We start from the raw sequence: 11,600 nt of genomic DNA on the forward strand, positions 1-11,600 counted from the left end.
CCCCAGCGATGACGACGCCCGCCACGCCACTCCTCGAGATCCGCGACCTGGTCGTCCGCTACGGCGAGATCGAGGCGGTGCGCGGCCTGTCCTTCTCGGTCGGAGCCGGGGAGGTGGTGACGCTGCTGGGGTCCAACGGCGCCGGCAAGTCGACGACCCTCAAGGCGATCTCCGGGCTGGTGCGGCCCGCCGCCGGCACGATCCTGCTGGAGGGGCGGCCGCTGGAGGGCCTGAAGCCCGAGGCGATTGTGCGGCTCGGCGTCGCCCACGTCCCGGAGGGGCGCCGGGTCTTCCCGGGGCTCACGGTGCGCGAGAACATCATGCTGGGCGCGTCCAACCGCGCCGGCCTCGGCAAGCGGGCGCTGCGCGACGAGGTCGAGGCGATGTTCGACCTCTTCCCGGACATCCGCCGGTTCGGCGACGCCCTGGGCTGGACGCTGTCGGGCGGCCAGCTCCAGATGGTGGCCCTCGCGCGCGGCCTGATGGCCAAGCCCCGCATCCTGCTCCTCGACGAGCCCTCGCTCGGCCTGGCTCCCGTGATCGTCCAGGCGGTGTTCGCGATCATCGCCGAGGTGCGCCGCCGCGGGACCACCGTTCTGCTGGTGGAGCAGAACGCCCGGATGGGGCTCTCGGTCGCCGATCGGGGCTACGTGCTGGAGACGGGCCGGCTCGTCCTGCAGGGCGCCCCCGACGCCCTCTGGGCCAACGACGAGATCCGGTCGGCCTATCTCGGCGGACGGACGAGGCCCGAACTCGCGGGCTGACCGCACCGGGCCTCGTCGGCGGCTTCGTCGCTCGCGCGGTGCACGCGACCACCGCCGGACGGAGGGGCGTCCGCGACGCGGCGGTCCGGCGGCGGTCGGACGCGCCTCGGCCCGCGAGCCCGCCAGCGTCACGACCGGCGCGTCTCGGCGGCCGCCGGCGGTATCGTCGCGACCGTGAGGCCCGAGACCGCCGATTGTCCGGCGGCCTCGGCCCGATAAGCCTACGCGCTCTGCGTGGCTGGCGCGCGCGCGGGCAGCACCCAGTTGGGCCTGATGAAGTGGCAGGTATATCCGTCGGGACGCCGTTCCAGGTAGTCCTGATGCTCCGGCTCGGCCTCCCAGAACGGGCCGGCCGGCGCCACTTCGGTCACGACCTTGCCCGGCCACAGGCCGGAAGCGTCGACGTCGGCGATGGTCTCCTCGGCGACGCGGCGCTGGCCCTCGTCGGTGTAGAAGATGGCCGAGCGATAGCTCGGGCCCCTGTCGTTGCCCTGGCGGTTCGGCGTCGTCGGGTCGTGGATCTGAAAGAAGAATTCCAGCATGCGCCGGAAACTCGTCCGCGCCGGGTCGTAGATGATCTCGATGGCCTCGGCATGGGTGCCGTGGTTGCGGTAGGTCGCGTTCGGCACGTCGCCGCCCGTGTAGCCGACGCGGGTCGACACGACGCCCTCCTGGCGCCGGATGAGGTCCTGCATGCCCCAGAAGCAACCACCGGCCAGCACCGCCCTCTCGGTTTCCATCGTCGCTCCTCCTGAGCCGTTCCACTGATCGCGCAGATATAGGGATCCCGAGGCGCTTCGCGCTGCGGCCTCGTAGCTTGCCATGCCTGCGATGCCTGCACGAGCACGCGCGGGGTTCCGAGAAGACGTTCGCTGCCGGGCGAACGTCTCCGAAGCGGCCTGTCAGCTCCGCACGAGCGGCTTGTTGACCTTGAAATTCTTCCGTGCCGGTTCGGCCTTGCGGGGATCCGGCTTGTCGGCGAGGAGCCGCTTCACGCGCTCGTTGAAGTCCTCGGGCGTGACGCCCTGCGCTTTGCCGGTCTTGAGTTCGCGTGCCATGTCGGCCTCCGCCTCGTGGCCCAGAGCACGGGATTGCGCGGAGGGATCGCACGCATATGGGCACGCGGCGGCCGCGGCGCCACCGATGTCCGGCCAGGATCGCTGCGTGCACGCGATGGACCGGCGGCCCGGGATGGGTTACGGTGGCTGCGAGGTTGATGACCGGTTCGTAATAACGCTTCAGGACCCGGGGGCGGTACCCGGCGCCTCCACCAGAAGCATCTTGCCCCGGATACCGCGCGGGGACGAGGGCGAGCGTCCGGCGTTGCGGATCGCGCGCTGCCAGGGTGCTTCTGCTGGGGGTGAAACAGGTTCGACTGGGCGGTAAAGGGATCGCGAGTTCTGCCCTGCCTCGGCAGGGTAAGATGCGGCTTTCGGTAAGGACTCGACCGGCTCGGCGCGGGCAACCCTCGTTCCGGGCACCTGACCAAAACTCTAAATGCCAACGACAACGTCGGCATGGAGATGCGCCTCGCGGCGTAATCTTCCGGGGCGTGGGTACGCCTAGCAACAGAACCCGAGGCTTCGGCCTCGGGACCCGCCTTTATCGTCTGCCCGTTGTTCAGTTCGGGGTCGCGTCCGGGCAGATCGGAGACTTGCTTGAACGAGCCCGAACAGGGCAGCGCGGAGGCCGTCTACATCTCGGCCATGGTCGGCGAGATGATGCGGCGCGTCTTGGAGGACGCTCTCGCCGAACTCGCGAGAACCCGCGGTGCGGCCTTCCTGGAAATCTTCGTGGCGCGCGAGCTGGCTCGCTGCGCCGACCTGTTCCGCGAGCGGCCCGGCGACACGCCGGAGACGACGGAAATGTTGCGGGCCTGGTTCGCCATGGAGGGCGGTGAGGCGCTGCGCGCCGTGGTCGATCGCGCCAGCGTCGAGGCGGCGCGCGACTGAGGCACTCCGCGGATGTGCCTGCCGCCGGGCGCGGGCCCGTCCAGGCGGTCCGCGCACGGCGACAGTCCCCGGCGAACTGCTCGCCATCTTCCTGGGCTAAGCTCCGTCTCGGGAATGTTGAGACCGCGATCCCGGCCGAGGACAAGGGAATCGGGGGGACAGGTCTTCAGGGTCTTTCTCGCCGGGGAGGAGCAGGGAAGAGTAAAACCGCCGCGGCGAGGGGCCCGCGCACTTCGCCCGGGAATGCCGGTGCGACCGCCGATCAAACCAGCCGAGCGCGGCAGGCCTTCCGTCATCCCTGATCTTGTACCCGCCGCACCGTCGATCAGCGAGAACCCGATCTGCCTCCGCGGCCACGGAGCGCCCGCGCGCCTCGGCGACGGACAGGCTGCAACCTACATATCTGTCGCCGAGAAGCTGGCGCTCGCGCTCATCACGAGCTTGCCCGCTTCGTCGTAGGCTTGAGCGGTGAACGCGTTCACCTCGGTGCGATAGCCCTCATCGCGCAGGATGTCGGTCAGCAGCCGGCGAAGGGTGTCGCGCAGCGCGTCCCGACCGGAAAGTTGCACGCCTTCGTCGTCCTTGACCGTGATGTGATCGGATGTGACGATGAAATATCGCGGCATCGGGCTCTCCGCCGACTGGACATAGCATCACGCGGTCACCGGCCGCCGAGCCCACAATCGTCTACGCTCGCACAAACGCGGCGCGCGGGCACTCACCTGGATCAATCGCCGCGGCGCGGAACGACCGGCTCTCTCGGTGAAGAGATCGTTCGCTCCGGAGCGCCCTGTCCGCCGTGCCGGATTGACGGGAACCGTCATCCGAGGCGGCAGTTCTGTGCCGGTACCGACCTGTACAGCCCGCACCGGTCGCGGCGCGCGTGAGTTCCGTCAGGCTGTAGCCAAAATCATCCGTCCGCGATCGGAATTATAGTTCGCTAATCGAGTTGCCTAGTGCCGATACAAAACATATAGTGCCGCGTCGGCGGGGGAGCCAATGCCTGAAATGGCCGGTATCGGTGTCGCGCGCGCCCGCGTCGACCGACGGACTTGGTCCGTTCACGGAGCGGCCAAACGCAACTCGGCCATCATCCAGGCCGGTCTCGCCCGGATCGTCGAGGACGAGATCCTGCCGCGTCTGGCGCTCGCGCATCGGGCGGATCCGCCGTCGCCCGCGTCGACGACGCGATCACCGACGCCTGAGCGCGTCGCCTCTCTCGCTCAAGCGTTGATGGAGGGCGAACCGCACGCCGAGTGGGTGCGCGCGCTCCTGGAAGAGGGCTTGTCGCTGGATGCCCTGCTGCTCGACCTGTTCGCACCCGCGGCGCGGTATCTGGGCGAGCTCTGGGAAGACGATGCCGCCGACTTCCTCGACGTGGCGCTCGCGCTCGGTCGCCTCCAGAACCTGACCCGCGCCCTCTGTGCGGATCTGGAGGGCGTGGACGTGACGGCGAACGGTCGCCGCGTCCTGCTGATGCCCTGTCCCGGCGAGACCCATCTCTTCAGCCTCGCGCTCGTGGCGAGCTTCTTCCGCGAGGCGGGGTGGGATGTGGTCCTGACCAACGGAGCGGACGAGGACCCCGCCAGCTTGGTCCGCGCCGAACAGTTCGATCTGGTCGGCATCTCGCTGTCCTGCGACATCCTCCTGCCGGTGATGGCGGTGTCCGTGGCGAAACTGCGCGCCGCGTCGTGCAACCCGGACCTGCGCGTCATCGTCGGCGGGCCGCTCTTCGTGCGGGAGCCTGCCAGCGCCCGTGTCGTCGGCGCGGACGCCGTCGCCGCGGACGCGCAATCGGCCGTCCGGATCGCGGAGGCCACCCTCGCGCGATGACGCCGTGCGGCCGGGGGCCGGATCCGGCGCCTCGGCGCTGCGCGGATCTCTTCTCATCCCGACGGTGTTAGACGTGTCGCGGTTGAGAGGCAGAGATCCGGAATTTGCAGGCGTTCGACGAGCAACTGGCGCATGAATTCGTCCGCGGCCTCGTACAGTCGGCCGTCGCGCGCGGTCTCGATCCGGCCATCCGGCTCGATCAGTTCCGGGCGTTGCAGCAAGCGGTCGTCGCTCTATCGCGAGACGCTGACGTAGTTCGAACCAGCGAGCAGATCATCCGGGCGATCGACTGCGCTCTCCAGGAACTGACCGCGGTGAGATCGTAATCTGATCGGACGGTTTCCGCGGCGACGCGCGGGACAGGGCCGGTCGCGAGCGACCAGCGATGCCGCGTCCGACGGTCCGTTCAGCGCCCGTCCCTCGGGCCCGCGGTGACGGTTCGTTGCGGACACCCGGCAAGTGCCCTATCGGCCGCGGTGATGCCCGACCGATCCCTCCGCGCCGTCTGGTCCGACAGCCTCATGGCCGAGGTCGGCGCCCGCCTTCCCCTCTTCGACGACCTGTCCCCGGACACGATCCGGCGTCTGTCGGCCGAGGGCTTCGGGCGCGGCCTGCTGACGGCGTCCCTGCGCGCCCGCCTGCGGAAGGGCGGATTCCCGGATCTCGGTCATCTGGCCCAGTCTTCACCGGTCGCGATCGCCACGATCAGGAAGTTCGGTCCCATCCGCGTCGAGCGCGTCCGGCACTTCATCCTCGACGTGCTGGCGCGCTGGCTCCCGGGCGCGCGGGAGATGCACACACCCGAGGCCACGCGGGCGCGGCGGCTCGGCCGGCTGCGCGGGCTGCCGGCCGGATGCCTGCCCCTCGCGGCGGGTCAGATCGCGGCGCTCCGCTTCGCGGACGCATCCTGTGCGGACATCGCCACGTGTTCGCGTCTCGGGCTCCTCCGGACAGGCGCCGTGACATCCGGTGACGTGGACCACGTCGTCGCCGCACTCACCCGCCTCGCTCGCGCGTCCGATCCGGTTCCTCCGCGTCCCCTGGAGGAGGCCGGGGCGGCACCGTCATGCGACGCCGCGAGCGCGGCGGCCCGTCGCGCCGCCCTGCTGGCGGAGCAGGATCGCGAATGGGACGAGGCCGCACCGACCGCGCGCCGGCCTCAAAGCTGACGACCCGTCCGGATCCGGAATCGATCTCTCGTGGCGAGACCCAGCGGGGCCGCGCCCTGCCGCGGTTCGATCCGACGCGACGCTGGTCGTGTCCTCGAGGCAGTTCCGCGCATCCTCGAAGACGTCGCGATCGGCCCCTCGGATCGGAGTCGTCACCGGCAACCCTTGCGCCGCCGCATCTGCACACCATCTCTAGACCATCCAACCGGATGGCTTATGGATGGTTGACATGGCCGACAAGGTGCACGATCTGCGACCCAGGTTGCCGGACAGCGAGAAGATCACGCTCAACCTCGGTTTCGTCGACCTCGGCCACATCGACCTGATGGTGCGCGACGGCTTCTACGCCAACCGTGCCGATTTCATCCGCACCGCCGTGCGCAATCAGATCGAGCGCCAGGGCGAGGCCGTCAGGCAATCCGTCAGCCGGAAGCAGCTCAGCCTGGGCCTGTCGCACTACACGAAGCAGGCGCTCGAGGCGGCGCGCGACGCGGGCGCGCCGCTGCACATCCAGGTGCTCGGGCTGGCCAGCATCGCCCTCGACGTCACGCCCGAACTGGCGCGCGCCGCCATCGCCTCGGTCGAGGTGCTCGGCGCCTTCCAGGCCAGTCCCGCGGTCAAGGCGGCGCTCGCCGACCGGACGGCCTGACGGCGCCACCTCTCCCCGCCGACGCGGCCGGACCCCGCCGCGCCCGCTTCCCGCTCAGCCAGGACCCGTCCGATGGATCACGCCACGAAGACCGCCTTCACGCGCTTCGCGTTCCCGAAGGTCGACCCGGCCCGTGCCGCCCGCGCCGCGGAGGCGATGGCCAGGCTTCAGGAGCGCCAGGCCGCAGCCTTCAGGCTGTGGTCGGGGGCGGCCCGGAGCGCCGCCGAGACGGGTGCGCCGAGCGCGGACGCGGCCGACATCCTCGACATGGTCGCGCCCTCCGCTCCCGGCGAAGCCTGGGTCGCGCCGGAGACGGCCGGAGGACGTCCGGGCCGCCATCCCCACGCCGGATCCGCGGGCGACATCGCCGGCACCGTGATGCGCACCGTCCAGGAGGCGCTGGCGAAGGCCGGCATCGGCACGGATCGCGACGGGCCGGACGGCGCGACGCCGGCCGCGCCTCGGCTTCCGGAGGGGGCACGCTTCGAGGTCCGCACGTTCACCGGCGCGGCCGGGACCCGGACCTACAAGGTCTACGTACCGAGCGGCTACACCGGCCAGGCCCTGCCCGTCGTGGTGATGCTGCACGGCTGCACGCAGAACCCGGACGACTTCGCCGCAGGCACGCGGATGAACGCGGTCGCGGAGGCGCGCGGCGTCCTGGTGGTCTATCCGGAGCAGCCGCGCTCGGCCAACATGCAGTGGTGCTGGAACTGGTACGAGCCCGGCGACCAGCAGCGGGAGGGCGGCGAGCCCGCCCTGATCGCCGGCATCGTCCGGCAGGTGATCGCGGAGTTCTCGGCCGATGACAGGCGGGTCTACGCGGCGGGCCTGTCGGCGGGCGGGGCGGCCGCCGCGATCCTGGCGATGACCTACCCCGACCTGTTCGCGGCGATCGGCGTCCATTCCGGCCTGGCCTGTGGTTCGGCGCGGGACGTGCCCTCGGCCTTCGCGGCCATGAAGGGGGACGGCGCGCGCACGACGGGACAACGCCACGCCGTGCCGCTGATCGTGTTCCACGGCGACCGCGACCGCACGGTGCACGCGGCCAACGGCGATCGCGTGGCCGCGCAGGGGCCGTCGGACCCGGAGCTCCGCACAGCGGTGACCCGGGGCCGGACACCGGACGGGGTGGACTACACCCGCACCGTCCGTTCGGACGCGTCCGGCCGCGCCATGGTGGAGCAGTGGGTCCTGCACGGAGCCGGGCACGCGTGGTCGGGCGGCAGCCCGGCCGGCTCGTTCACCGACCCGCGCGGCCCGGACGCGAGCCGGGAGATGATCCGCTTCTTCCTGGAGCACGCGCGCGCGGCCGGTGCCCGATCCTGAGCGCTGACGGCCCGTCGACCCTGCCGGATCGCGCGCCCGGTCGCGGCCCTGTCCTCCGTCGCGGCGGGCTGGTCGGGACGAGGCCCTCGGCTTGTCCGTTCAGCCCGCGAGCCCGCACGGGTCACCAGGAGCGTCGACACGGGCGGATCGCCATGCGCGCGTCCCGTCATCCGGCCTGCCCGCACCCCGTCGATCAAGGGGGAGGGATCCGCGGACCCGGATGCACCAGGGTCGCGACGTTCTCGGACACCTGCCACACGGGCCAGGTGCCCTCGCGGATGAACATGGCGAAGGCCTCGGTCACGTCTGGCCGGTCGAAGGCGCCCATGCCCTCCGGTGCCCGCCCGACGATGCAGGCCGCTCCCGCCGTATCGGCCGCGGGGGGGCGATCGTCCAACGAGAACATCACGCCCGATCGATCGGGCCTGAGCGCGTCCGGCAGGGCGTCGATCTTGCGCCAGAGGCAGTCCCATCGGGCGCACGCCCCCGGCCGTTCGCTGTAGATCCCGCAGCCGGTTCCGGTGTTGTGCCGGCACAGGATCCCGGCCGGCTTGCCGAGGGCGGGCATCGCCAGAACGCGACAGCACATCGTGCAGGACCCGCAGGACCGGCCGGCGGCTTCGCGCTCGGCGGGTCGCGAGGCGCTCTGGCTCGGGCCGCTGCGGGATGGTGTTTCGCGTGCGATCGGTCTGTCCTCGGGAGGCGTGCCACGGCGTGGATGCGGTCGGCGAAGAGGCGAGGGGGATGCTGCACTCCCTTCGGCCGCTGTGCCGGCCACGGAGCCTGACGTCCCACGATACGGCCGCGAGAGCTGCCGGTCACGACTCCCGTTCCCGGTGGCGGCCTCGCCGGCGTCCCCGTGCCGATGCGGCGACGTGGACACCTGGCCGCGGGGCGTCCGGGCTCTCTCTACACGCGCACGCAATCCACGGTTCGCGCGCCGGCTCTGGGAGCCGGCGCGCCGTCAGATCCGGAAGCGCGCTACGATGACCCAGGATCTGCCGGACTTTCCCCCGGAGGCGTTCGCCAAGCACGACCGCGATCCCGATCCCGCCTTCTACGCGCAACCGCGCTTCGTGACCCATATCGATGCCGCCGCGGTCGCGGCGGTCACCGACCTCTACAGGGCGATCGTGCCGGCGGGCGGCGAAGTCCTCGACCTGATGTCGAGCTGGGTCAGCCACCTGCCGGACGAGGTCGCGTATGCCAGCGTCACCGGTCACGGCCTGAACGCCGCCGAACTCGCCGCCAACCCGCGCCTGACCCGGCATTTCGTGCAGGACCTCAACGCCGAGCCGCGCCTGCCGCTCGACACGGCCTGCGTCGACGCCGCGCTGATCTGCGTCTCGGTCCAGTATCTCCAGCGCCCCGTCTCCGTCCTGTCCGAGGTCGCGCGCGTGCTGCGCCCCGGTGCCCCGGCGGTGATCAGCTTCTCGAACCGCTGCTTCCCGACCAAGGCCGTGGCCATCTGGAGTGCCCTCGACGGTGGGGGACATGCCCAGCTCGTCGGCCTGTACCTCCAGCGCGCCGGCTTCGTCCGCGTCGAGCGGCGCGTCCTCAAGCCCGCGGGAGGTCCCGGCGACCCCGTGACGGCGGTGGTCGGCTGGACGGCCGCGGCCTGATCGGTCCGGATTCGGCCGTCACCGGGACCGCGCCCGGTCTCTCAGGCCGGCCCGCGCGCCGGGAACCAGTTGCCGTGGAAGCCCGGGGGGATCCGGTGCCCGAGGCGGATCCGGGCGAGGGGAGGGGCGTCGAACGCCCGCGCGTCGAGGACGGTGAAGTCGGTCACGTCGCCGGCGGTGTCGATCACGAGCCCGACGAGCCAGCCCTCGTCCTCATCGGCCCCGGTCCGCGCCGGCACGAAGACGAACTCCCCCGGGACGTGACCGGGACCGAAGTCGTGCACGTGGCGCGCGCCCGTCTCGAGGTCGTGCTTGTAGAGCTGCGTCGCGCCGGCGAGCTGCGTGTTGCCGTCGGCCGGCACGCTGACCGTGTAGACGTAGCGGTGGCGCTGCCCGAGGCGCCGCTCATCGATGCGGGGGAATTCCTGCGCCGCCGCGTCGATCACGCGCCGCTCGACCCGACCCGTCGACGGGTCGATGATCCAGCGCTCGAGCCGGCCCGGCGTATCGAGCCCGCCGGCGGCCGAGGCGAACACCGTCCCGTAGGCGACGACATCGAGGATCACCCGCCCGTCCGCGTCGTCGTAGGCGTTGGCGGTGTGGAACACGAAGCAGGGCTCGACGGCGCACCAGACGATGTCGGCGCCGTCGCCCTGACGCGGGAGGAGGCCGACACGGGCCCCGTGGCCGGGGTTCCAGCGGAACGGGAAGCGGTACCCGGCGAGCAGGGCCCGGAACGAGAACGTGACCGGCAGGTCCAGCACGATCACGAAGCGCGCCGTGATCGCGCAATCGTGGATGCAGGGGCCGTGCGCGACCGCGACCGGCACATCGCGCACGACCCGCCCGCTCGGGGCGAGGACGACGTGGCGCACGCTGTCCCAGACGCGGCCGTCATACGCGACGGCGTGCGTCTCGCCGGTCAGCGGGTCGCGGTGCGGGTGCCCGCTGAAGGAGCCGGCCAGCGTCCCGTCGAACGGGTTGTAGCGCTGCGCCTCCAGGGTGGGCGAGAGTTCGACCGGGAAGCTGCCGGCCTCCACCACCGCGAAGATCCGGTCGCCGATCGCGACGACGTTGGTGTTGACGGTGTCGTTGCCGCCCCGCCGCGGCCCAGGCGCCGCGGGCCGCTCGAGCGCCGCGGCGGCCGTGCGCGAGCCGATCCAGCGGTTGCGATACCACAGCGCCCTGCCGCCCTCGAGCGCGAGACCGTGCACCATGCCGTCGCCGAGGAACCAGTCGTGGCCCCGCGTCGCCGCGCGGACGGGGTTCGCCCCCATCTTGAGATAGAGGCCGTCGAGGCCGGGCGGGATCGTCCCGGTGACCGGCAGGTTCTCCAGCGTCAGCTCCGCGCGCATCGGCGCGTGGACACCGACGACGAAGGGATTCGCCGCCCTGGGCAGCCGCAGCCGGTTGCAGGCCGCCACCAGGCCGACGCCGAACTCGGCGGTCGCGCGGAAGGCCGACTGGACTCGATTCGGCATCGGCAGCGCTTCCAGGATGGGGCGGCGGGCAGGAGCGACATCGACGCGAGGCCGTCCGGGTCCTCTCGCCATGGGAGGCCGCCGCACGCGCTTCACGGCGCAGTATAGCCGAAAGCGGTGAGGCGGCGTGCCGCCGTATGCCGCTGCGACCGGAGGCGGCGCGCGTGACGCATGCGGGTGGTCTCGCGACGGTCCGCCTCCGCGCGGTGATCCAGGGTCGCGGACGTTGCCGCCGCGCCCGCTCCCGACCCGAGGCCGGCTCTCGCGACGTCCGCTCCGCGTCGTTCCGACCTGCCGGCCCGCGGGATCGGGCCGGTGGCCGTGCCTCGCCGCGACCCGCGATGAATCGGCATCGTCCGAGGGGCCGGGCTCGCGGCGCGCTGGATCGAACAGCGGCCGGGTGACGTTCCTCATGGCCTACATCGCCCAGACAGGAGGAACGCTCATGCGAATTCGCTATCTGCTGCCGCTCGTCGGCTTGCTCGCGCTCACGGCCTGCAAGGACGAGAAGAAGGCCGAGACCCCCCCGCCGCCTCCGCCTCCCGCCGGCACGGCGCCGGCGAACCCTGCGCCTCCGGCCACGACGACGAACCCGGCTCCCGCCAACAAGCCGTAGCCGAGGCGCCTCGAAGGTGGCGGGCCCTGTGACGCATCCGGGCTCACAGGGCCCGCCCGTCGCGGCCGGGGCCGCTGCCGGTCTGGCCGCGAAGCGCGCACCCGAAGCGATCTCCGCGACGGGGACGGGGTAGTTCCGTTCCGCACCGCGATCCGGCGCAGCGTCGGCACCGCCTGCCCGCGCTC

General features: G+C 71.7%; 14 protein-coding genes and 1 other RNA gene. 9 read left to right on the plus strand and 6 right to left on the minus strand.

Annotated features, from left to right (window positions below; all coding sequences use genetic code 11):
* Positions 1–8: 8 nt before the first annotated feature.
* Positions 9–764, plus strand: coding sequence for an ABC transporter ATP-binding protein (locus ACLBYB_RS14990; RefSeq protein ID WP_020094895.1), 756 nt, complete (start codon positions 9–11; stop codon positions 762–764).
* A gap of 221 nt (positions 765–985) precedes the next feature.
* Here the strand turns inward: ACLBYB_RS14990 and msrA are convergent, their stop codons facing one another.
* Together msrA and ACLBYB_RS15000 are read right to left on the minus strand one after the other, a co-directional pair.
* The gene (gene msrA, locus ACLBYB_RS14995) at positions 986–1,504 is read right to left on the minus strand and encodes a peptide-methionine (S)-S-oxide reductase MsrA (RefSeq protein ID WP_026605211.1); all 519 of its coding nucleotides are present in this window, start codon (positions 1,502–1,504) and stop codon (positions 986–988) included.
* Between the two features lie 162 nt (positions 1,505–1,666).
* Positions 1,667–1,822 (minus strand): hypothetical protein, encoded by a 156-nt coding sequence (locus ACLBYB_RS15000; RefSeq protein WP_020094893.1) that lies wholly within the window; start codon positions 1,820–1,822, stop codon positions 1,667–1,669.
* Positions 1,823–1,985: 163 nt separating this feature from the next.
* Here ACLBYB_RS15000 and ssrA point away from each other — a divergent pair.
* Together ssrA and ACLBYB_RS15010 are read left to right on the plus strand one after the other, a co-directional pair.
* Positions 1,986–2,158, plus strand: a transfer-messenger RNA (tmRNA) gene (gene ssrA / locus ACLBYB_RS15005).
* A 264-nt stretch (positions 2,159–2,422) separates the two neighbouring features.
* Positions 2,423–2,716, plus strand: a complete 294-nt coding sequence (locus tag ACLBYB_RS15010) for a hypothetical protein (RefSeq protein WP_447699237.1) — start codon at positions 2,423–2,425, stop codon at positions 2,714–2,716.
* Between the two features lie 395 nt (positions 2,717–3,111).
* Here the strand turns inward: ACLBYB_RS15010 and ACLBYB_RS15015 are convergent, their stop codons facing one another.
* Positions 3,112–3,342: a DUF6894 family protein gene (locus tag ACLBYB_RS15015; RefSeq protein ID WP_447699238.1), complete on the minus strand. Its 231-nt coding sequence runs from the start codon at positions 3,340–3,342 to the stop codon at positions 3,112–3,114.
* A 382-nt stretch (positions 3,343–3,724) separates the two neighbouring features.
* On the opposite strand from ACLBYB_RS15015, the gene ACLBYB_RS15020 reads away from it, so the two are divergent.
* Positions 3,725–4,549 (plus strand): cobalamin B12-binding domain-containing protein, encoded by an 825-nt coding sequence (locus ACLBYB_RS15020; RefSeq protein ID WP_020094890.1) that lies wholly within the window; start codon positions 3,725–3,727, stop codon positions 4,547–4,549.
* A gap of 53 nt (positions 4,550–4,602) precedes the next feature.
* Here the strand turns inward: ACLBYB_RS15020 and ACLBYB_RS15025 are convergent, their stop codons facing one another.
* On the minus strand, positions 4,603–4,770 hold the full coding sequence (locus ACLBYB_RS15025) for a hypothetical protein (protein ID WP_447699239.1): 168 nt from the start codon (positions 4,768–4,770) through the stop codon (positions 4,603–4,605).
* Between the two features lie 258 nt (positions 4,771–5,028).
* On the opposite strand from ACLBYB_RS15025, the gene ACLBYB_RS15030 reads away from it, so the two are divergent.
* The 3 genes from ACLBYB_RS15030 (at position 5,029) to ACLBYB_RS15040 (ending at position 7,696) form a co-directional block, all read left to right on the plus strand.
* Positions 5,029–5,718, plus strand: a complete 690-nt coding sequence (locus ACLBYB_RS15030; RefSeq protein WP_447699240.1) for a hypothetical protein — start codon at positions 5,029–5,031, stop codon at positions 5,716–5,718.
* Positions 5,719–5,947: 229 nt separating this feature from the next.
* Positions 5,948–6,367 (plus strand): CopG family transcriptional regulator, encoded by a 420-nt coding sequence (locus tag ACLBYB_RS15035; RefSeq protein ID WP_020094887.1) that lies wholly within the window; start codon positions 5,948–5,950, stop codon positions 6,365–6,367.
* A 72-nt stretch (positions 6,368–6,439) separates the two neighbouring features.
* Positions 6,440–7,696: an extracellular catalytic domain type 1 short-chain-length polyhydroxyalkanoate depolymerase gene (locus ACLBYB_RS15040; RefSeq protein ID WP_447699241.1), complete on the plus strand. Its 1,257-nt coding sequence runs from the start codon at positions 6,440–6,442 to the stop codon at positions 7,694–7,696.
* Positions 7,697–7,889: 193 nt separating this feature from the next.
* Here ACLBYB_RS15040 and ACLBYB_RS15045 read toward each other — a convergent pair whose 3' ends face one another.
* On the minus strand, positions 7,890–8,264 hold the full coding sequence (locus tag ACLBYB_RS15045; RefSeq protein WP_447699242.1) for a hypothetical protein: 375 nt from the start codon (positions 8,262–8,264) through the stop codon (positions 7,890–7,892).
* 418 nt (positions 8,265–8,682) lie between these two features.
* Between ACLBYB_RS15045 and ACLBYB_RS15050 the strand changes: the two genes are divergently transcribed.
* Positions 8,683–9,318 carry a class I SAM-dependent methyltransferase gene (locus tag ACLBYB_RS15050; protein WP_447699243.1) on the plus strand — a complete coding sequence of 212 codons (636 nt, stop codon included), beginning with the start codon at positions 8,683–8,685 and terminating at the stop codon, positions 9,316–9,318.
* A gap of 41 nt (positions 9,319–9,359) precedes the next feature.
* On the opposite strand, the gene ACLBYB_RS15055 is transcribed toward ACLBYB_RS15050, so the two are convergent.
* Positions 9,360–10,799 (minus strand): 8'-apo-carotenoid 13,14-cleaving dioxygenase, encoded by a 1,440-nt coding sequence (locus tag ACLBYB_RS15055; RefSeq protein ID WP_447699244.1) that lies wholly within the window; start codon positions 10,797–10,799, stop codon positions 9,360–9,362.
* A gap of 412 nt (positions 10,800–11,211) precedes the next feature.
* Between ACLBYB_RS15055 and ACLBYB_RS15060 the strand changes: the two genes are divergently transcribed.
* Positions 11,212–11,415: a hypothetical protein gene (locus tag ACLBYB_RS15060; protein ID WP_128083351.1), complete on the plus strand. Its 204-nt coding sequence runs from the start codon at positions 11,212–11,214 to the stop codon at positions 11,413–11,415.
* Positions 11,416–11,600 lie beyond the last annotated feature (185 nt).

Source organism: Methylobacterium sp. D54C (genome assembly GCF_053345595.1).

Coding starts and splice junctions, on each gene's coding strand:
- ACLBYB_RS15015 (WP_447699238.1), bottom strand. CDS start 3,342: ATGCCGCGATATTTCATCGTCACATCCGATCACATCACGGTCAAGGAC.
- ACLBYB_RS14990 (WP_020094895.1), top strand. CDS start 9: ATGACGACGCCCGCCACGCCACTCCTCGAGATCCGCGACCTGGTCGTC.
- ACLBYB_RS15055 (WP_447699244.1), bottom strand. CDS start 10,799: ATGCCGAATCGAGTCCAGTCGGCCTTCCGCGCGACCGCCGAGTTCGGC.
- ACLBYB_RS15050 (WP_447699243.1), top strand. CDS start 8,683: ATGACCCAGGATCTGCCGGACTTTCCCCCGGAGGCGTTCGCCAAGCAC.
- ACLBYB_RS15000 (WP_020094893.1), bottom strand. CDS start 1,822: ATGGCACGCGAACTCAAGACCGGCAAAGCGCAGGGCGTCACGCCCGAG.
- ACLBYB_RS15040 (WP_447699241.1), top strand. CDS start 6,440: ATGGATCACGCCACGAAGACCGCCTTCACGCGCTTCGCGTTCCCGAAG.
- ACLBYB_RS15060 (WP_128083351.1), top strand. CDS start 11,212: ATGGCCTACATCGCCCAGACAGGAGGAACGCTCATGCGAATTCGCTAT.
- msrA (WP_026605211.1), bottom strand. CDS start 1,504: ATGGAAACCGAGAGGGCGGTGCTGGCCGGTGGTTGCTTCTGGGGCATG.
- ACLBYB_RS15045 (WP_447699242.1), bottom strand. CDS start 8,264: ATGCCCGCCCTCGGCAAGCCGGCCGGGATCCTGTGCCGGCACAACACC.
- ACLBYB_RS15030 (WP_447699240.1), top strand. CDS start 5,029: ATGCCCGACCGATCCCTCCGCGCCGTCTGGTCCGACAGCCTCATGGCC.
- ACLBYB_RS15035 (WP_020094887.1), top strand. CDS start 5,948: ATGGCCGACAAGGTGCACGATCTGCGACCCAGGTTGCCGGACAGCGAG.
- ACLBYB_RS15020 (WP_020094890.1), top strand. CDS start 3,725: ATGGCCGGTATCGGTGTCGCGCGCGCCCGCGTCGACCGACGGACTTGG.